Raw genomic sequence first — 19,214 nt, 5'->3', positions numbered from 1 at the left:
GTTCCACCGGCGCGCGGCGGCGCGGCAGGAAATGACGCCGCCGCGTGTTACGGCGGCGCGATCGTCGATGAAGCCGTCGGGGATGCGTGCCATGGCAGGACGATGCTACGCGAACGCGCTCACCGGCGCGGCACGGCGAAGCTTGCCGCGAGCGCCTGCAGCGCGTCGCCGGCGATGCGCTGCACGGTCCACTCCTCCATGGCGACCGCGCCGATGCGGCGATAGAAGTCGATCGCCGGCGTATTCCAGTCCAGCACCGACCATTCGAAGCGGCCGCAGCCGCGTTCGACGGCGAGCGTGGCGAGGTAGGCCATCAGCACCTGGCCGACGCCGCGGCCGCGGAATTCGGGGCGCACGAACAGGTCTTCCAGGTACAGCCCGCGGCGGCCGAGCCAGGTCGAGAAGTTGTGGAAGAACAGGGCGAACCCGGCGGGTCGGCCGTCGGCTTCGGCGATCACCACTTCCGCGCCGGGGCGCTCGCCGAACAGGTTGGCGGCCAGGGTCGCCGCGTCGGCCTGCACCGCGTCGGGTTCGCGCTCGTACTCGGCCAGTTCGCGGATGAGGGCGAGGATCAGCGGCACGTCTTCGCGCGTGGCCGCGCGCAGGGTGACGCCGGGGCGGTTGGTGGCGATCGGGGCGTTTGCGGTCGCGGTCATGGTCACGGTCGTTGCGCGCGCTCGATCGCGCGGGTGAGGAGCGGGCTGACGATGGGTTCGTCGGCGCGCATGCCGAGCTTGTGCAGCAGTGGCTGCAGCGAAGCGGCATGCGCGCGGAGCAGGGCGTCGTCCAGCGAATGATGGAACACGATCCGCGCGGGTGCCCACGCGGCGAGCAGCTCGACCAGGGCGCGGTCGGCTGCGCGGCGCGGATCGCGACCGCGGACATGCACCTCGAACGATTCCGGACGGGAAGCGCCCGCGGCGGTGGGCCGCAGGTCGTCGACGCAGGCCACGCCGAGGGTGCCCGGCGTGCGCAGGTGGGTCCGCAGGTCGTCCGCCGCGAAGCGATCGCTGCCCACGCGCGGCGCGTGGGCGGCGAGTTCGCGCGCCAGGTCCTCGCGGTCGGTGTAGGAACGCGCCAGCAGCAGGACGCTGCCGCGCTGGCGCAGGGCCTGCTCGACCTGCGCGCGTACGCCGCGCGCGCACGCGGCGGCGTCGATCCACACCCGGTCCTCGACCGGCACGGCGCGACGGAACCAGCGGCCGAACATCGCCCGGCGTCCCGGGTCAGCCGGCGAAGCGCTTCTTCACCAGCGCCGACACCTGGCCCATGTCGGCCTGCCCGGCGAGCTTCGGCTTGAGCACGCCCATCAGCTTGCCCATGTCGGCGGGACCGGTCGCGCCGGTCTCGGCGATCGCGGCATCGATGGCCGCCACGATCTCGGCCTCGCCCATTTTCTCGGGCAGGTAGCGCTCGATCACCACCATCTCGGCGCGCTCGACCGCGGCCAGGTCGGCGCGGCTGGCGGCCTCGTACTGGCTGATCGAATCCTTGCGCTGCTTGACCGCCTTCTCCAGCACGGCGATCACGCCGGCGTCGTCCAGCTCGATGCGCTCATCGACTTCGCGCTGCTTGATCGCGGCGTTGATCAGGCGGATCACGCCGAGGGTGTCCTTGTCGCCGCCCTTCATGGCGGCCTTCATGTCGTCGGTGAGGCGTTGCTTGAGGGACATGGAAATCTCCTGGAGATGGAAGACGGACGGGGCGGGCGACCCGGTTTCGCGCCGGTCCCGGGCGCGAATGCCCGGAGACCAGAAATGCAAAAAGCCGGCAGCGCTGAGCGCGGCCGGCTTCTGCCTTGACTGCGGCGGACAGGACCTGTGCAGGCCCGGCCCGGCGGGCAATCAGTACAGGCGCTGACGCTTGGTGACGTCGCGCGAGGAACGGCGCGCCTGGCGCTTCACCGCGGCGGCAGCCTTACGCTTGCGTTCCTGCGTCGGCTTCTCGTAGAACTCGCGCTTGCGGGTCTCGGCCAGGACGCCGGCCTTTTCGCAGGTGCGCTTGAAGCGGCGGAGCGCAAACTCGAAGGGCTCGTTTTCGCGGACTTTGACGCTGGGCATACGTAATCTCGTTGGTGGGACAGCCCGGGCGGACCGGGAGAGCCGCGTATGATAGCGGCGCAGTCCCGCCACGTGCAACCTCCGCGGCGCGCCCGCGGCCCGCGGTGCTGCAAACTCCCCGCAAGTCCCCATATTCGGCCCCATGAACGTCCTCGGCATCGAAACCAGCTGCGATGAAACCGGCGTCGCCGTGTACAGCACCGGCGCGGGCCCCGGCACGGCCGGCCTGCGCGCGCACGCGGTCTACAGCCAGATCGCCCTGCATGCCGAATACGGCGGGGTGGTTCCGGAACTGGCCAGCCGCGACCACGTGCGCAAGCTGCTGCCGCTGGTCCGCCAGACCCTGGCCGAGAGCGGGCTTTCCGTTGCCGATATCGATGGCGTGGCCTACACAGCCGGTCCCGGCCTGGTCGGGGCGCTGCTGGTCGGCGCCGGGGTGGCGCGGTCGCTGGCCTGGGCGCTGGATGTGCCGGCGATCGGCGTGCACCACATGGAAGGCCACCTGCTCGCCCCGCTGATGGAGGACGCCAGCACCCGGCCGCCCTTCGTCGCCCTGCTGGTCTCGGGCGGGCATACCCAGCTGGTCGCCGTGGACGCGATCGGCCGCTACCGCCTGCTGGGCGAGACCCTGGACGACGCCGCCGGCGAGGCCTTCGACAAGACCGCCAAGCTGATGGGCCTGCCGTACCCCGGCGGTCCGCAGCTGGCCGCCCTGGCCGAGCAGGGGCGGACGGGCCGGTTCAAGTTCGCCCGGCCAATGACCGACCGCCCGGGCCTCGACTTCAGCTTCAGCGGCCTCAAGACCCAGGTGCTGCTGGCCTGGCGCGACAGCGACCAGGCGGCGCAGACCCGCGCCGACATCGCGCGTGCCTTCGAGGACGCCGTGGTCGATACCCTGGCGATCAAGTGCGAGCGCGCGCTGGATGCGACCGGGTTCGACACCATCGTGATCGCCGGCGGGGTCGGCGCCAACCAGCGCCTGCGCGCGAAGTTGCAGGCGCTGGCCGAGAAGCGCGGCGGCCGCGTCAGCTTCCCGCGTCCGATGTTCTGCACCGACAACGGCGCGATGATCGCGTTCGCCGGCGCCTTGCGCCTGCAGGCCGGCCAGCACGGCGACGCCGCGGTGCGGGTGACGCCGCGCTGGGACATGGCGACGCTGCCGGAAGTCGCGTAGCGTTTGCGCCCCAAACCGCCGTTCCGAAACGAGCCGCATGGACAAGGTCTTCATCGAGGCCCTCGAGATCGAGGCGCTGATCGGCATCTACGACTGGGAGCGCCGGATCCGCCAGCCGCTGCTGTTCGACGTCGAGATGAGTTTCGACAACCGCATCCCCGCGGCCAGCGATGCGATCGAGGACACGCTCAACTACAAGGCGGTGAGCAAGCGCCTGGTCGAGTACGTCTCGCAGTCGGACTTCGGCCTGGTGGAAACCCTGGCCGAACGCGTGGCGGCGATCATCCTCGACGAATTCGGCGTGCAGCACGTGCGCCTGAAGCTGAGCAAACCCGGCGCGGTGCGCGGCGCGCGCGCGGTGGGGGTCATCATCGAGCGCAGCCGATCCTGATCGCGCGATGAGCAAGGCCTACCTGAGCCTGGGCAGCAACCGCGAACCGGAGCGCCACCTGCGCGAGGCCATCGCGGCATTGCGCCGGCAGTTCGGCGCGGTCGTGTTGTCGGACGTGTACCGCACCCGCGCGGTCGGCTTCGACGGCGGCGACTTCCTCAATGCGGCCGCGATCATCGACACGGCGCTGGATCCATTCGCGCTCAATGCCTGGCTGCATGCACTGGAAGACGCGCACGGCCGCGACCGCAGTGGCCCGCGTTTCGGCGACCGCACGCTCGACCTCGACATCGTGCTGTTCGACGACTTGGTGCTGCAGGGCGATGGCCACCTGCAGGTTCCGCGCGACGAGCTGAAGCACGCCTTCGTGTTGCGGCCGCTGGCCGAGATTGCGCCGACGACGGTCGTTCCCGGCACCGCGCGCACGCTGGCGCAGCTGTGGGATGCGCACCCGGAACGGCACGCGCCGATGCCGCGGGTCGAGCTCTGATTGCATAGACGTCGTCGTCCCAAGGGCAGCGGCGGCGGCTGTACGCCGATGGGTTGAACGGTCGGCGCTGGAGGGTGTCAGTCGCGGGGCGGCGCGGACGTGTTTATCGCTTTGCTATCGCGGGCCGGCCGGTCGACTTGCGCGAGTCACGTTGGCGTCCGAGGATGCGGCCTTGCCGAATGCGGCAGCCACGGGGATGGAACGATGTTCGACAGGTTTTCGCGCAGCTGGGAACTGGCCAGGGCGAGCGCGGCGGTGCTGCGCTCCGACAAGGAACTGATGCTGTTCCCGATCATTTCGGGCCTGCTGACGCTGGTGGTGATGGCGACGTTCGTGCTGCCGCTGTGGGCGTTGCGCGTGTTCGACGACGGCTTCAACCTGTTCGGCGCCGTGCTCGTGTTCGCGTTCTATTTCTGCCAGTACGCGGTGATCCTGTTCTGCAACTGCGCGCTGGTCGGCGCGGCGATGATCCGCCTCGACGGCGGCGATCCGAGCCTGGCCGACGGCTTCAACGCCGCCAGGGCGCGGCTGCCGGCGATCCTGGGCTACGCGGCGATCGCGGCGACGGTGGGCCTGGTGCTCAAGCGCATGAAGGACGACGACAACCTGTTGCTGCGCCTGCTCGGCAGCGGCCTGGGCGCGGCGTGGACGCTGGCGACGTTCCTGGTCGTGCCGGTGCTGGTCAGCCAGAACGTCGGCCCGGTCGACGCACTCAAGCAGAGCGCCAGCCTGCTCAAGCGCACGTGGGGTGAGAACGCGATCGGCAACGTCGGCATCGGCGTGTTCTTCGGCTTCCTCGGCTTCGGCGTGATCCTGGTCGGCGTGCTGCTCGCGTACGCGGCGGCGCAGGTGTCGTTGGCGCTGGCCATCGCGGTCGGCATCGTCTTCGTGGTCGCGCTGCTGTTGCTGGGCGTGTACCAGGCCGCGCTGAGCGGAATCTATTCGGCCGCGCTGTACCGCTATGCGACCCAGGGCGAGGCACCGCCGGCATTCCGCGGCCTGCAGCTGGAGCAGGCGTTCCTGCCCAAGTAAAGCGAGCGAGCGGCCGGATCGCAGCTCCGGTCCGGCCGCGGCTCAGGCGTCCAGCAGGCGCCCGCCGTCCAGGTGCAGCACCTGCCCGGTGCTGTAGCGCGCGTCCTGCAGCAGCCAGCGCACGGCTTCGGCGACCTCTTCCGGCGTGCCGGTGCGGCCCAGCGGGGTCCGCGCGAGCATGCGCTGTTGCTTGCCTTCATCGCCGCCGCCGTCCGGCCACAGGATCGCGCCCGGCGACACCGCGTTGACCCGCACCGCCGGCCCGAGTTCGAGCGCGAGCGACTTCGTCAGCATCAGCAGCGCCGCCTTGGCCATGCAGTACACCGTGTGCTCGCGCAACGGGCGCTCGCCGTAGATGTCGCCGAGGTTGACGATCGCGCCGCGCGTCGCGGCCAGGTGCGGCGCCGCCGCCTGGGCGAGGAAGAACGGCGCGCGCGCATTGCTGGCGAACAGCGCGTCCCACTGCATCGGCGTGACCGTGCCGATCGGCGTCGGCACGAACGAGGACGCGTTGTTGACCAGCGCATCGAGCCGGCCGAAGCGGCCGACCGCGTGCGCGACCAGCTCGGGCAAGCGATCGAAGTCGGCGAGTTCGGCCTGCTGCACGAAAGTGCTGCCCGCGCGCGCGCGTTCGAGTTCGGCGGCCAGCGCGTCCATCTCGCCGCGCGAGTGCCGGCAATGCAGGGCGAGGTCGTAGCCGGCCGCGTGCAGCGTGCGCGCGATCGCCGCACCGAGGCGGCGGGCGCTGCCGGTGACCAGGGCGACGGGACGGGCGTGGGTCATGCCATGGCTTCCTGCGGGTCGCGGCATTGTGCACGCGGCAGCGGCGATAATGCCGCAGGACCGCCGGCCGATGACTCCATGACTTCGCTCCCCACGCCCGATGCCGATGCGCTCGCCCATAGCGGGCGGCTGTCGACCCTCATCCGCCACGAGATCGCCGCCAACGACGGCGCGATCCCGTTCTCGCGTTTCATGGAGCTGGCGCTGTACGCGCCGGGGCTGGGCTACTACAGCGCCGGCGCGCGCAAGTTCGGCGAGGGCGGCGATTTCGTCACCGCGCCCGAGCTCGGCCCGATCTTCGCCGCGTGCGTGGCCGAGGGCGTTGCGCCGGTGCTGCAGCAACTGGGCGCGGGCGCGCTGTTCTTCGAACTGGGCGGCGGCAGCGGCGCGTTCGCCGAGGTCGCGCTCAAGCGCCTGCTCGAACTGGATGCCTTGCCCGATCGCTACCTGATCCTCGAACCCAGCGCCGACCTGCGCGAACGCCAGCGCGAGCGCCTGCAGCGGCAGCTGCCGCCGACCCTGTTCGAGCTGGTGGAGTGGTTGAACGGTCCGTTGCCGGACGCATGGGACGGCGTGCTGTTCGCCAACGAGGTCATTGATGCACTACCCACGCCGCGCTTCGCGATCCGCGATGGCGAGGTCTACGAGGAACACGTGGCGATCGAAGGCGACGGCTTCGCGCGCACGCTGCGCCCGGCCGACGCTTTCCTCGGCAATGCGGTGCGCCACCTCGAACGCAGCCTCGGCCATGCCTTCGCCGAGGGCTACCGCTCCGAGGTGCTGCCACAGCTGCCGTACTGGATCCAGGCGGTGTCGGGCGGGATGCGGCGCGGCGCCATGCTGTTCGTCGACTACGGCCATCCGCGCGCCGAGTACTACCAGCCCGAACGCGACGACGGCACCCTGCGCGCGTACTACCGCCACCGCACGCACGGCGAGCCGCTGCTGTGGCCGGGCCTGCAGGACCTCACCGCATCGGTGGACTTCACCGCGCTGGCGGAAGCGGGCGTCGCCGCGGGCTTCGACTTCGCCGGTTACTGCTCGCAGGCCAGCTTCCTGCTCGGCAACGGCATGGCCGGCGTGCTCGAGCGCATCGAGCGCATGCACGATCCGGCCGAGCAGCAGCGTCGCCGCAACGAAGTGAAGAAGCTCACCCTGCCCAGCGAGATGGGCGAGCGTTTCCAGGCGATGGGCTTCGCCAAGGACGTCGAATTCGGCGTCGCCTTCATGGCCGGCGACCTGAGCTTCCGCCTGTGAGTGGCGCGCTGCGGGCATTCGGCCGGCCGCGGCTGTGGCTGGGGCTGTGGCTGGCGGCGATCGTCGCGGTGATCGTGCTGTCGCTGACGCCGCCGCCGGCGGTGAAGGTGCCGCACCACTTCGACAAGCTCGAGCACCTGTCGAGCTACGGCCTGCTGGCCTTCGGCGCGGTGCTGCTGTTCGCCGGCTGGCGCGCGCAGCTGCGGGCCGGGCTGGGCCTGGTGGCGATGGGCGTGGCGCTGGAATTCGCGCAGGCGCTGCTGACCCGCACGCGCATGGCCGACCCGGCCGACGCGCTGGCCAATACCACCGGGGTGGCGCTGGGCCTGCTGCTGGCGCTGACCCCGGCCGCGCGCTGGCTGCAACGGTTGGACGCGCGCCTGCGCTGAAACTTTGGCGTGCTGCGGTGCCGCAGCGACGCGCCCGCCGCGATGACCGTCACGCGCTTCCGCATCGGTCCCGCCGATGCGGGGATCCCGCGGCCGCGCGCCGATCCCGGCAGCAAATAACACCTTCGGCAAAGTCCGGGAGCCGCTTGCGCAAAGGTTAAAAATTAATGAAGCTCGCGGCGGGGCTTTCAGGGGCGCCCTCTCCACTACAAGAAAGGAATTCCCGCCATGCCGCATTTCCACCGCAATCGCCTGGCGCTGGCCGTCATCGCCACGCTGTCCGCCGGCTTCGCAATGCCCGCATTCGCCCAGGATCAGGCACCGCAGCCCGAAACCACCACCCAGCCGGCCGAGCCTGCCGCCAAGAAGCCGGTCGAACTCGACCAGCTCGTGGTCACCGGTACCCGCGTCCCCGGACGCTCGCCAACCCAGTCGCTCTCGCCGATCGACGTGTTCCGCCCGGCCAACCTCGAACGCCAGGCCTCGGCTGACTTCACCGACCAGCTCTCGGTCATCGCGCCGTCGTTCAACACCCAGCGCTTCCCGATCGCCGACGGCACCGCCTTCATCCGTCCGGCCAACCTGCGCAACCTGCCGCCGGACCAGACCCTGGTCCTGATCAACGGCAAGCGCCGCCACCGCTCGGCGCTGGTCAACCTGCAGGCCGAGCCGTTCGGCACCGTCAACCAGGGTTCGCAGGCCGTCGACTACGGCCTGATTCCCTCCGCCGCGATCTCGCGGGTCGAAGTGCTGCGTGACGGCTCTTCCGCGCAGTACGGTTCCGACGCCATCGCCGGCGTGGTCAACATCATCCTCAACGACAACGCCGAAGGCGTCCGCGTCGATGCCCAGTACGGCTCGACCTACAAGGGCGACGGCGACAAGTGGCGCACCTCGTTCAACCTCGGCCTGCCGCTGGCCGAAGAGGGCTTCCTCAACCTCACGGCCGAGTATTTCGAAAGCGACTTCACCTCGCGTGGCGTGCCACGCACGACCGCGGCACAGGTCGAGGCGGCGCGCCCCGGCACGGTGCCGTTCAACGGCCTGGGCCAGCGCTGGGGTGATCCCAACGGCAAGGGCCTGCGCTCGTTCCTCAACGCCGAGATCCCGCTCAACGACAGCATCAGCCTGTACGGCTTCGGCAGCTACTCGGATTCCAAGTTCAACTCGAGCTTCTTCTACCGCGAACCGGTCGGCGTCGCGGGCGTCGCCCCGCGCGGCACGCTGATGGTCGACGCCAACAACGACGGCCTGCCGGACGCGGTCGACCAGGCCCTGGTCAACAGCATCATCGCGCAGGGCCTGAACCCGAACGATTACCTCACCGCCAGCGCCACCAGCCCGTCCGGCTACGTCGCGCTCAATCCGATCTACACCCAGTTCCCAGGTGGCTACACGCCGACCATCGCCGCCGACCTGATGGACTACGAGGGCGTGTTCGGGGCGAAGGGCGAGTTCGGCAACGGCCTGCGGTGGGACTTCAGCCTGCGCCAGGGCGAAAACCGCGTCTATTACCAGCTGATCAACTCGATCAACCCGAGCCTGGGCGCCCTGAGCCCGATCGTGTTCGAGCCCGGCATCCTCACCCAGCTCGAGCGCGGCGCCAACGCCGACTTCTCCTTCCCGTGGGAGAACGACGTGTTCGCCTCGCCGATCAATGTCGCCTTTGGCGCCGAATGGCGCGAGGAGACCTACAAGATCGGTGAAGGCGATTTCGCGTCCTGGCAGGTCGGCCCGACCGCAGCGCTGTTCGGATTCGGCTCGGACGGTTTCCAAGGCGACGCCCCGGATGCCACCGGCGAATTCACCCAGTTCAGCCGCGCCGCCTACCTCGACCTGGAAACCGACGTGGTCGAGCGGCTGACCATGGGCCTGGCCGGGCGCTTCGAGGATTCCTCCGCGTTCGGCAACACCTTCGACTGGAAGTTGTCGGGCCGCTTCGCGGTCACCGATGCCTTCGCCGTGCGCGCCACCGTCAACACCGGCTTTCGTGCGCCGACGCCGGGACAGATCAACACGCTCGACGTCACCACCACCGCCGACTCCAGCGGCAACCTGATTCCGCAGGGCACCTTCCCGGTGAACAGCCCCGCGGCGATCGCGCTGGGCGCCGTGCCCCTGCAGGCCGAGGAATCGTTCGCCTATTCCGCCGGCGTCGTCTACACCCCGAGCGCCAACTTCAGCCTCACCGTCGACTACTACAACATCAAGGTCGACGACCGCATCGCGCTGCGCAACATCGCCATCGCGCCGGGCTCGCCGGAGGAGCAGGCGCTGATCGATGCCGGCATCCCGCTGTCGGCGCTGCCGGGCCAGGTGTCGTACTTCACCAACGGCTTCGACAGCACGGTGCAGGGCATCGACCTGGTCGCCATCTACAAGGCCGACTTCGGCACCTGGGGCACGGGCACGTTCGACGCCCGCCACAGCTGGAACAAGCAGGAAGTCGATCGCGTCGACACCAACCCGTTCGACGGCAACCCGGTCCTAGACGCCGAGCGCGTGGCCGACCTGGAAAACCAGCTGCCGAACAACCGCACGGTGCTGACCTTCGACTGGCGTTCGCCGTGGAGCTTCGACCTCACCGCGCGCGCCAACCGCTACGACGGCTGGGAAGACGTGACCTTCGGCGAGACCGCGTCGTTCGGGGCGAAGTGGCTGTTCGACCTGGCGGTCACGTTCAAGCTGTTCGACGACATGGCGCACCTGACGGTGGGTGGCAACAACATCTTCGACGAATACCCGGACAAGCAGTCCAACGGCGTGCTCAACTTCCTGGGCGCGCAGTACCCGCTGTCCTCGCCGTATGGCTTCAACGGCGGCGAGTGGTACGTGAAGGTCGGCTTCGAGTTCTGATCCGGCGAAGCTGTGACAGCGACGGGCGGCTTCGGCCGCCCGTCGCATTTCTGGCGACACGCAGAGGAAATGCGCGGCCGCGCGCGCTGCGCGGAACGCAGGCTACAGGCGCTTGCCGGTGGCCGAGGCGATCGCCACGATGCGCGCCTCGCGCAACGCGGCGCCCAGCTCCGGACCCATCAGCTGCGCCGACAGGTCCGCCGCGCGCACGCTCATCGCCGCGGCATGCGCCTCGCGCAACAGCTGCGCCGCCGGGTACTCCAACTCCGACAGTCCCGCGCGACCGCGCTTGTCGGCTTCGCAGGCGAGGGCGATGCGCTGGATGCGTTCGGGCCGGCGGAAGCCGTCGCAACGCGCGATCAGTTCGTACACCGTGGACGCGCGCAGCTCGGCCATCCGATGCACGTTGAGATGCTCGCGGCATACGCATTCGGCGAGCTGGCGGTGGTCCACCGGCACCTTAAGCCGCTCGCACAGCTCGCGCAGTGGCGCGATGCCGGCGTTCTCGTGGCCGATGTGCTTGGGCAGCACGTGGTCGGGCGTGAGTGCCTTGCCCAGGTCATGGGTGAGGGCGGCGAATCCCACCAGTTCGTCGCCGGGCGCGAGCCGCGCGGCCATGTCGCATACCAGCTCGACATGCACGCCGGTGTCGACTTCCGGGTGGTATTCGGCGCGCTGCGGCACGCCGTACAGCGCGTCGACTTCCGGCAGCACGACCGCGAGCGCGCCGCACTCGTGCAGGGTGCGCAGGAACGCCGAAGGCCGCTCGCTGACGAGGGCGCGGCGCAGTTCCTGCCACACGCGCTCGGCGGTGAGCTCGGCCAGCTCGCCGCTGGCGACCATCTCGCCCATCAGCGCCATCGTCTCGGGCGCAACGCTGAAGCCGAGGCCGGCGAAGCGCGCCATGAAGCGCGCCGCACGCAGCACCCGCAGCGGATCCTCGGCGAAGGCGGGGCTGACGTGGCGCAGCACGCGCGCGTTGAGGTCGCGCACGCCGCCATGCGGGTCGATCAGCTGGCCGGCGTCGTCCTGCGCGATCGCATTGATGGTGAAGTCACGCCGCTGCAGGTCCTCCTCCAGCGTCACCGATGGATCGGCCGCGACCACGAAGCCGCGGTAGCCGCGCCCGGACTTGCGCTCGGTGCGCGCCAGTGCGTATTCCTCGCCGGTGTGCGGATGCAGGAATACCGGGAAGTCGCGGCCGACGGCCTTGAAGCCCGCGGCCTCCATCGACGCCTGCGTGGCACCGACCACGACGAAGTCGCGATCGCCGTGGCCGAGGCCGAGCAGGCGATCGCGGACGGCGCCGCCGACGAGGTAGGTCTTCATGCGGAAAGTCTAAGCCAAGCGGCTTGGGCCCCTGTCGGTGCCATGAGTCGCCGCCGCGGCTTCGGTTGCGCGGTCCGCCCCGTTTCAGCGTGGGCCGGCGGGCGCATGCTGCGCGAGCAGCGCCACGATCTCGTGCGCGCCGGCATTGCGGCCCAGGCTGCGCGCGATCGGCGCGGGCTGCCCGGGCAACCAGATGCGCAGTTCCGCCTCGAGGTCGAAGTGCCCGGCGGTCTCGATCGAATACATCACGATGCTGCGGTAGGGCACGCTCAGGTATTCAACCTTGCTGCCGGTCACGCCCTGCTTGTTGACGAAGATCAGGCGCCTATCGGTGAACACGATCAGGTCGCGCACCAGCCCGAAGGCGCGCTGCAGGGTCTCGCCGGGCGCGAGCAGCGGCGCGAAATCCTCGGCGATCTTGTCCAGGTTCTTTTCGCTGGCGTGGCCCAGCAGGGTGTCGATCAGGCCCATCGGTAAATCCTCCGCGCGGTGCGCGTCAGCGTCGTTTCGGCTTTTTCGCGGGTGCGCCCTTGGCCGGCGCGGTCGTCGCCGGCGCGGGCGCGACGGCCAGCGGGCAGACGAACTTCTTGCGCGGGCCGTCGAGCCGCCCGCGCATGCGTTCGCTCAGGCCCAGCGCGTTGCCGTTGAGGCGCCAGTCGTACAGCACGCTGAAGGCCAGCACGCGCGCGACGTAATCGCGGGTTTCCTTGTAGCTGATCGTCTCGATCCAGAAATCCGGATCCATGCCCGGCCGCTGCGACTGCCAGCGCGCGAGCGGCGCCGGGCCGGCGTTGTAGCCGGCGATGGCCTGGTAGGGCTGGCCGCCGTACTTGTCGAGCAGCTGGCGCAGGTAGGCGCTGCCGAGGGTGATGTTGGTGTCGGGGTCGTACAGCGAGTCGGCGCCGCCCCATGCCAGGCCCAGGTCGCGCGCGACCGTTGCCCCGGTGCCCGGCACGATCTGCATCAGGCCCATCGCGTTCGCGCCGGAGCGCGCGCGCGGATCGAACACGCTCTCGGCGCGGATCTCGCCGGCGACCCAGGCCGGATCCAGGCGGTTGTTCGCCGCCTCGCGCCGGATCGTCGCATCGTGGTGCAGCGGAAAGCGCAGGGTGTACAGCCGCAATTCGTCCGGACGTGCCTCGCCTGCCGGCGTCTTGCCCAGCGCGAACACCGCGCGGTCGAACCAGCCGTGCGACTGCGCCACTTCCACCGCGAGCCGGCGCTGGGTGTCGTCGAAGCGGCTGAGCGCATCGTCCCACTCGCGCGCGGCCCAGCCGCGGCGATCGATGCGATAGAGGCCGACGGCGCGCACCAGCGCGGGATCGCGTGCCACCGCGGCGCGCTGCCCGGCGGTGTCCGCGGGCAGCCACGGGCACAGGCTGTAGGAGGCACCGATGCGGTCGGCCGCGAGGAAGCCGTGGAACTCGGATTTGTTCGCGGCCTCGCGATACAGGCGCTGCGCGGCCTCCTTGTCGCCGGCGATCTCGGCCAGGCGCGCCTCGAAATACTGCCAGCGCGAATCGCTGCGCTGCTTGTCGCCCATCTTGCGGATCGCGGCGAGGGCGGCGGGCCAGTCCGAACGCGCCATCGCCTCGCGCACGCGCCATTCGTGCAGGCGCTCGTCGTACGCCGCGGCCGGCACGGCTTCGAGCCGCCGCGCGGATTCGGGTTCGTACGAGGCCACGGTCCACAGCGCGACCTGGTAGAGCACGCGGCCGCGATCTTCCTCGCTGAACCCGAGCGCCTGCGCGTACTGCGGCAGCTGCGCTTCGGCGGCCATCGGCACGGACCTGGCCAGGCGCGCGAGGCCATAGGACGCCATGCGCCGGCTGCGCTCGGTCTTTGGCCACTGCAGCGCGCGCGGATTGATCGCATCGATGAAGTCGGCGTAATCGTTGGCGAGCGCGGCCTCCTCGGCCGGCAGGCCGCGCGCCGCGCTGCGCATGACCGCCGGCTGCCCCTCCGCCGCGGCCTTGTCGATGCGTTCCCAGCGCAGTACCGGGCTCAGCCCGCCCTTCGCCGCGAGGGCATCGAACACCGCGTCGCAGTTGGACGGCAGCGGCTTGTCGGCGCCGCGCCACAGCGCCTGCACGTCGCTGCTCCACTGCGCATCGTCGCGGCCGAGCGCTTGCCGCGCCTGCAATTCGGCGCAACGCAATTCGGCGCTGCGCAGCGACGGCTTCCACGCCGCCAGCAGCGCGGGCCAGTCCTCGCGGCGCGAGGCCTGCGCGACCCAGATCTCGCGGAACGCCTCGGCCGCGGCCTGGCCGCTGTAGCGGGTGAGGAACGATTGCGCCTGCGCGGCGCCGACCTCGTCGATGTTGCGGCGCAGGTTCGCGTATTCGATCCACGCGTAGAGCGGATGCCGCACCAGGTCGCCGTACTGCGTCGCGTCGAAATCGCCGCGCTCGGCGGCTTCCAGCGCGGCCTGCACGCGCAGCAGTTGCGGATCGGCGGCGACGATCGCGGCCGCGATCGGCGCGGCCTGGGCCTGGCTGTTCCAGCGCAGCGAGGACGGGCCGGACACCATGGGCAGGGCCCCGGCCACGACTGCAGCGAGCGTGGTGATCAGGATGCGGGGGGACATGCGCCCGACTATAGCCGAGCTCCGTGAATGGGCGGTCGCCGCGCGTTTGCATGCATGTCGCCACCGCATCGCGCGATGCCGGCGCGCCGCAGCGCGTTACGATCGCCGGCATTTCGCGGCTTCTGGACGTCCATCGATGCTGCTGTCGTTGCTGTTGTTCCTTGCGCTCGGTGCGATCGCCGGCGTGCTCGCAGGTCTGCTGGGCGTGGGTGGCGGGCTGGTGCTCGTCGCGGCGCTGACCTGGTTGCTGCCGAGCGTGGGCGTGCCCAGGGACGCGGCGATGCATGCGGCATTGGCGAGTTCGCTCGCGAGCATCGTGCTCACCGCCGCCGCCTCGGCGCGCGCGCACCACGGGCGCGGCAGCGTGTTGTGGCCGACGGTGCGCTGGATGGTGCCGGGGCTGCTGCTAGGGGGTTGGCTCGGCAGCGGACTGGCGGTGCGCATCGACGGCGACGTGCTGCGCTGGATCGTGGCGGGCTACTGCCTGCTGGCCGCCGCGCAGCTCACCTTCGGCGGTTCGCGCACGCCCGCGGGCGGGAGCGAGGTTGCGCCGCCGCGCGGCGCGCCCATGACCGTGGCCGGCCTCGCCATCGGCGCGGTCTCGGCGGTGGTCGGTATCGGCGGCGGGAGCATGACCGTGCCGCTGCTGGTCTGGCGCGGGGTGAAGCCGGTGCGCGCGGTCGGCACCTCGTCCGCCTGTGGGGTGGCGATCGGCTTGGCCAGCGCGGTGGGTTACGCCCTGCACGCACCGGATGGTGCGTTGCCGCAATTTGCCGTGGGCTACGTCTACCTGCCGGCGGCGATCGGGGTGGCGGCCGCATCGGTGCTGGCGGCGCCGTACGGCATGCGCCTCGCGCACCGTCTCGATGGCAACAGCCTGAAGCGGGTGTTTGCCGGTTTTCTCACCGCAGTGGCGGTCAGCCTTGCCTTGGGGGGCTGAGTGGTGGGGGCTTTGCCCATCCGGGCGTGACTTCTTTCCGCTTGTGGCGGCTTCACTAATTGTTTACAACTCGGCGACGCCGCCTGCAGGACCTGGGCGACGTGTTCCCCGCTCACCGCCCGCTACAGCATTCATAAGAATTCCTGGAGAGAGAATCATGAAGTCGCTGCGCCCCCAGACATTGGCGAAAGCCATCCAGCTGTCCCTGCTCCTGAGCCTGCCCGCCATCGCCGCGGCACAGGATGCGCCGCCGGCCCAGCCGTCGCGCGAGGCCACCACGCTCGACACCGTGACCGTCACCGGTTCGCGCATCAAGCAATCCAACCTCGTCACGTCCGCACCGGTCTTCATCCTCGACCGCCAGAAGCTGGAAAAGACCGGCGTGCAGACCGTCGGTGAAATCCTCCAGCAGCTGACCGCCAGCGGCAAGGCGCTCAATGCGAAGTTCAACTCGTCGGGCAACTTCGGCTACCCGCCGGACGGCGGCGGCATCGGCGCCGGCTCGGCCCAGGTCGACCTGCGCAACCTCGGTTCGCAGCGCGTGCTCGTGCTGGTCGACGGCATCCGCTGGGTCAACGAGTCCTCGGCCTCCGGCGTCAGCGGCAGCGCCGACCTCAACACCATCCCGCTGGCGATCGTCGAGCGCATCGAAGTGCTGGAAGACGGCGCCTCCGCGATCTACGGCTCCGACGCCATCGCCGGCGTGGTGAACATCATCACCCGCAAGAGCTTCGACGGCGCCGAGCTCCACACCTACTACGGCGAATACGACAAGGGCGGCGAGACCAAGGAAGCATCGCTGACCCTGGGCGGCAGCGGCGATCGCTGGTCGGCCGTGTTCGGCGCGAGCTACTTCGAGCAGCAGGAAATCAGCTCCAGCTCGTGGGACCAGGCCTCGCAGTGCGAACCGGGCGCCGGCCTGGGCGCGTGCAGCTCCGGCGTGCCGCAGGGTCGCTTCGTGTTCTTCGATCCGTCGCTGACGACCTTCTACAACATCACGCTCAACAACGGCACCACCACGCCGGTCTTCGTCCCCGGCAATCCCAACGGCGGCACCTACCACGGCTTCACTGGCGCCGACCGCTTCAACTACGCGCCGTACAACCTGCTGTTGACGCCGAGCAAGCGCAAGGGCCTGTTCACCAGCCTTAGCTACGACCTGACCGAGAACACCCGGTTGCACGTCAAGGCGCTCTACAACAATCGCGAGTCGACCAACCAAGCCGCGCCCGAGCCGATCTTCGTCGGCCCCGGCGCCGGCACCGGCGGCATCGCCGACACCATTTCGATCTCGGCGCTGAACCCGTACAACCCATTCGGCTTCGACCTCGACGCCGCCTCGAACTTCGTCTTCATCGGCCGCCGCCCGCTGGAAGTGGGGCCGCGCATCTTCAACCAGGACGTCGACACCTGGTACTTCAACATCGGCCTGGACGGCGTGTTCAACCTGGGTGACCGCCAGTTCAACTGGGATGCGAACTACGTGCATACCGAGAACGAGGCGACCCAGCGCTTCACCAACGGCTACAACATCGCCAAGATCAAGCTCGCCCTGGGCGATCCGTCGATCTGTGCACTGGTGGCTGGCTGCGTCCCGCTCGACCTGTTCGGTGGCCAGGGCCGGCCGTTCACGCAGGACATGATCAACTGGATCAGCACCAACCAGATCGACTCGAGCAAGCAGGTGCTGGACCTCTACCAGGCCAACGTCAGCGGCGAGCTGTTCGACATCGGCGATCGCGCCGCCGGCTTCGCGGCGGGCATCGAGCACCGCAAGTACCGCGGCGACTTCAACCCGGATCCGCTGCGCCAGACCGGCGAGTCGCAGGACTCGTTCGCCTCGCCGGTGTCGGCCAGCTACGACGTCGACGAAATCTATACCGAGTTCAACTTCCCGATCCTGGCCTCGCTCGACCTGTCGGCGGCGGTGCGTTATTCGGACTACTCGACCTTCGGCGGCGCCACCACCGGCAAGGTCGGCTTCCGCTGGCAGCCGGTCGAGGACCTGGTGTTCCGCGGCACCTATTCGCAAGGTTTCCGCGCGCCGAACCTGGGTGAGCTGTACGGCCTGACCCAGTTCGGTCCGACGGTCACCGATCCGTGTGGCCCCACCGGCGCGCCGTTCGTGAACCGCGCCGACGGCGTGTCCCCCGGCCTGGAAGCGGCTTGCGTGGCGCAAGGTGTGCCGGATGGCTTCGAGCAGGCCAATACGCAGATCACGACGTTCACCGGCGGCAATCCTGACCTGGATCCGGAAGAGTCCGACAGCTACACCGTCGGCCTGGTGTACAGCCCGGGTTGGGCGGAAGGCCTGAGCTGGTCGCAGAAGCTCGATTTCGAGCTGAGCTACTACCACCACGAGATCGACAAGGCGATCCAGGCGCGTGACATCCAGACGCTGCTCAACTCGTGCCTGGCCAGCTACAACGGCACCACGTTCGATCCGGCGCTGTGCGGTGGCTTCAGCCGCAACCTCACCGGCAACCTCAACCCGGCCAGCAACTTCCTGCAGAACTTCGGCACCATCGAAACCGACGGCGCCGACTTCAAGGTCAACTGGCTGAGCCCGGAATGGGGTTGGGGCGGGCTGAGCACGTCCTTCCAGGCCACCTATGTCAACGACTACAAGGCTGTGGACCAGGACGGCATCGAGTCGCCGCGCCAGGTCGGCATCGAAGTCAACGACAGCGCCATCCCCGAGTGGCAGGCCAACCTGCAGGTCGGCTGGCGCAAGGGCAACTTCGACGCGACCTACGGCCTGCGCTACATCGACTCGGTCAAGGAAAACTGCGCGAATGCGACCATCCCGGAAGTGCCGGGCTGCCTGACGCCGGACGGCTTCAACAAGCTGGGCTCGGTCGTCTATCACGACGCCCAGGTCTCGTGGAAGAACGCGTTCACGCTGGAAGGCCTGAAGCTGTCGGCCGGCGCCAACAACCTGTTCGGCAAGGAGCCGCCGGTGTGCGTGACCTGCTCGCTCAACGGTTACGACGCGGGTACCTACGACCTGCCGGGCACGTTCTGGTACGTCAGCGCCGATTACCGCTTCTGATCGGCGGTTGCTGAAACGAAACGGCCGGTGGTTCGCCACCGGCCGTTTTCTTTTTCCGGGGCGCGGGGATCGCGCGATCGGTGCCCCGCAACGATCGCTCAGCCGCGGATTGCCCGCGCCGGGACCTCGAGTTCCAGCGACAGCGCGAGGTGGTCGGACTGCGCCGCCGGCAGCGCGCGCGCGTGGTGGCGGGTCAGGCCGTCGCCGAGCAGGATGTGGTCGATCGCGCGCTGCGGGCGCCAGCTCGGGAAGGTCGGCACCACGTGCGCCGGCGGTTGCAGGCGCGTGCGCCGGAACAGCGCGGCCATCTCCGGACGGTCGAGATCGCAGTTGAAGTCGCCCATCAGCACCGCGTGCGGATGCGCATGCAGCAGTTCGGCGATGAAGGCCAGCTGCGAGGCCCGCGACTGCGCCCCCAGCGACAGGTGCGCAATGGCGATGGTGAGCGAATCGGCGTCGTCGCCGAACCGGGCGACCAGCACGCCGCGCCCGGCGATGCGGCCGGGCAGGGCATGGTCGATGACTTCGACCGGTTCCAGCTTGCTCAGCAGGCCGTTGGCGCTGGAGGCGACGCCGCCGACGCGGCGGTTGGGCTGGTGGCTCCAGTAGTGGAAGCCGCCGCGCTGGGCGAGGTAATGGGTCTGGTTGGTGAAGCCGGAGCGCAGGCTGCCCGGATCGCTCTCGTTGAGGCCGACGATGTCGTGCTCGCCGGCGAGCCGGGCGATCGCGTCGAGGCTGCCGTGCTTGTTGCCCAGCGGCAGAACGTGCGACCAGCTGCGCGTGGCGTAGTCGCTGTAGCGGCGGGTGCTCGAACCGGCCTGGATGTTCGCGCTGAGCAGCCGCAACCGGCGGTGGTCGTCGCGTGCCTGCATGT

At 69.7% G+C, this 19,214-nt stretch carries 18 protein-coding genes; 9 read left to right on the top strand and 9 right to left on the bottom strand.

The features are described from left to right. Positions 1 to 119 precede the first annotated feature (119 nt). The 4 genes from BP05_RS13895 to rpsU all read right to left on the bottom strand — a co-directional run bounded on the left by BP05_RS13895 (position 120) and on the right by rpsU (position 2,060). The gene (locus BP05_RS13895; protein WP_496364438.1) at positions 120 to 656 is read right to left on the bottom strand and encodes a GNAT family N-acetyltransferase; all 537 of its coding nucleotides are present in this window, start codon (positions 654 to 656) and stop codon (positions 120 to 122) included. A gap of 2 nt (positions 657 to 658) precedes the next feature. Next, positions 659 to 1,210 carry a hypothetical protein gene (locus BP05_RS13890; protein ID WP_496364436.1) on the bottom strand — a complete coding sequence of 184 codons (552 nt, stop codon included), beginning with the start codon at positions 1,208 to 1,210 and terminating at the stop codon, positions 659 to 661. A gap of 16 nt (positions 1,211 to 1,226) precedes the next feature. Further along, on the bottom strand, positions 1,227 to 1,673 hold the full coding sequence (locus BP05_RS13885; protein WP_496364434.1) for a GatB/YqeY domain-containing protein: 447 nt from the start codon (positions 1,671 to 1,673) through the stop codon (positions 1,227 to 1,229). 171 nt (positions 1,674 to 1,844) lie between these two features. After that, positions 1,845 to 2,060 (bottom strand): 30S ribosomal protein S21, encoded by a 216-nt coding sequence (gene rpsU / locus BP05_RS13880; protein ID WP_056134345.1) that lies wholly within the window; start codon positions 2,058 to 2,060, stop codon positions 1,845 to 1,847. A 142-nt stretch (positions 2,061 to 2,202) separates the two neighbouring features. Between rpsU and tsaD the strand changes: the two genes are divergently transcribed. The 4 genes from tsaD (at position 2,203) to BP05_RS13860 (ending at position 5,147) form a co-directional block, all read left to right on the top strand. After that, positions 2,203 to 3,234 (top strand): tRNA (adenosine(37)-N6)-threonylcarbamoyltransferase complex transferase subunit TsaD, encoded by a 1,032-nt coding sequence (gene tsaD, locus BP05_RS13875; RefSeq protein ID WP_496364431.1) that lies wholly within the window; start codon positions 2,203 to 2,205, stop codon positions 3,232 to 3,234. Positions 3,235 to 3,271: 37 nt separating this feature from the next. Beyond that, positions 3,272 to 3,625 carry a dihydroneopterin aldolase gene (folB, locus tag BP05_RS13870; RefSeq protein WP_496364429.1) on the top strand — a complete coding sequence of 118 codons (354 nt, stop codon included), beginning with the start codon at positions 3,272 to 3,274 and terminating at the stop codon, positions 3,623 to 3,625. A 7-nt stretch (positions 3,626 to 3,632) separates the two neighbouring features. After that, positions 3,633 to 4,115 carry a 2-amino-4-hydroxy-6-hydroxymethyldihydropteridine diphosphokinase gene (folK, locus tag BP05_RS13865; protein ID WP_496364427.1) on the top strand — a complete coding sequence of 161 codons (483 nt, stop codon included), beginning with the start codon at positions 3,633 to 3,635 and terminating at the stop codon, positions 4,113 to 4,115. 204 nt (positions 4,116 to 4,319) lie between these two features. After that, positions 4,320 to 5,147, top strand: coding sequence for a DUF6159 family protein (locus BP05_RS13860; protein ID WP_496364425.1), 828 nt, complete (start codon positions 4,320 to 4,322; stop codon positions 5,145 to 5,147). Between the two features lie 42 nt (positions 5,148 to 5,189). Here BP05_RS13860 and BP05_RS13855 read toward each other — a convergent pair whose 3' ends face one another. Further along, positions 5,190 to 5,930 (bottom strand): pteridine reductase, encoded by a 741-nt coding sequence (locus tag BP05_RS13855; protein ID WP_496364423.1) that lies wholly within the window; start codon positions 5,928 to 5,930, stop codon positions 5,190 to 5,192. A gap of 78 nt (positions 5,931 to 6,008) precedes the next feature. Here BP05_RS13855 and BP05_RS13850 point away from each other — a divergent pair, with 78 nt between their 5' ends. From BP05_RS13850 to BP05_RS13840, 3 genes are all read left to right on the top strand, one after another. Next, on the top strand, positions 6,009 to 7,187 hold the full coding sequence (locus tag BP05_RS13850; protein WP_496364421.1) for a class I SAM-dependent methyltransferase: 1,179 nt from the start codon (positions 6,009 to 6,011) through the stop codon (positions 7,185 to 7,187). Beyond that, on the top strand, positions 7,184 to 7,576 hold the full coding sequence (locus BP05_RS13845; RefSeq protein ID WP_496364419.1) for a VanZ family protein: 393 nt from the start codon (positions 7,184 to 7,186) through the stop codon (positions 7,574 to 7,576). The genes BP05_RS13850 and BP05_RS13845 overlap by 4 nt, the downstream gene beginning before the upstream one ends. Positions 7,577 to 7,804: 228 nt before the next feature. Further along, positions 7,805 to 10,432 (top strand): TonB-dependent receptor plug domain-containing protein, encoded by a 2,628-nt coding sequence (locus BP05_RS13840; RefSeq protein WP_496364417.1) that lies wholly within the window; start codon positions 7,805 to 7,807, stop codon positions 10,430 to 10,432. 102 nt (positions 10,433 to 10,534) lie between these two features. Here BP05_RS13840 and BP05_RS13835 read toward each other — a convergent pair whose 3' ends face one another. The 3 genes from BP05_RS13835 to BP05_RS13825 all read right to left on the bottom strand — a co-directional run bounded on the left by BP05_RS13835 (position 10,535) and on the right by BP05_RS13825 (position 14,291). Beyond that, positions 10,535 to 11,761, bottom strand: a complete 1,227-nt coding sequence (locus BP05_RS13835; protein WP_496364415.1) for a multifunctional CCA addition/repair protein — start codon at positions 11,759 to 11,761, stop codon at positions 10,535 to 10,537. Between the two features lie 84 nt (positions 11,762 to 11,845). Further along, entirely contained in the window at positions 11,846 to 12,232 is a 387-nt protein-coding gene (locus BP05_RS13830) for a PH domain-containing protein (protein ID WP_496364413.1), read from the bottom strand. 25 nt (positions 12,233 to 12,257) lie between these two features. Beyond that, on the bottom strand, positions 12,258 to 14,291 hold the full coding sequence (locus BP05_RS13825; RefSeq protein ID WP_496364466.1) for a lytic transglycosylase domain-containing protein: 2,034 nt from the start codon (positions 14,289 to 14,291) through the stop codon (positions 12,258 to 12,260). 193 nt (positions 14,292 to 14,484) lie between these two features. On the opposite strand from BP05_RS13825, the gene BP05_RS13820 reads away from it, so the two are divergent. Together BP05_RS13820 and BP05_RS13815 are read left to right on the top strand one after the other, a co-directional pair. Next, the gene (locus BP05_RS13820) at positions 14,485 to 15,288 is read left to right on the top strand and encodes a sulfite exporter TauE/SafE family protein (RefSeq protein WP_496364411.1); all 804 of its coding nucleotides are present in this window, start codon (positions 14,485 to 14,487) and stop codon (positions 15,286 to 15,288) included. Between the two features lie 154 nt (positions 15,289 to 15,442). Further along, positions 15,443 to 18,340, top strand: a complete 2,898-nt coding sequence (locus tag BP05_RS13815; RefSeq protein ID WP_496364464.1) for a TonB-dependent receptor plug domain-containing protein — start codon at positions 15,443 to 15,445, stop codon at positions 18,338 to 18,340. A gap of 98 nt (positions 18,341 to 18,438) precedes the next feature. On the opposite strand, the gene BP05_RS13810 is transcribed toward BP05_RS13815, so the two are convergent. After that, positions 18,439 to 19,212 (bottom strand): endonuclease/exonuclease/phosphatase family protein, encoded by a 774-nt coding sequence (locus BP05_RS13810; protein ID WP_496364410.1) that lies wholly within the window; start codon positions 19,210 to 19,212, stop codon positions 18,439 to 18,441. Positions 19,213 to 19,214: the final 2 nt, after the last annotated feature.

This window comes from Lysobacter oryzae DSM 21044 (assembly GCF_059568595.1).
Note: the sequence above shows the minus strand (reverse complement) of the source record. Positions and strands in the feature narration are given on the sequence as shown.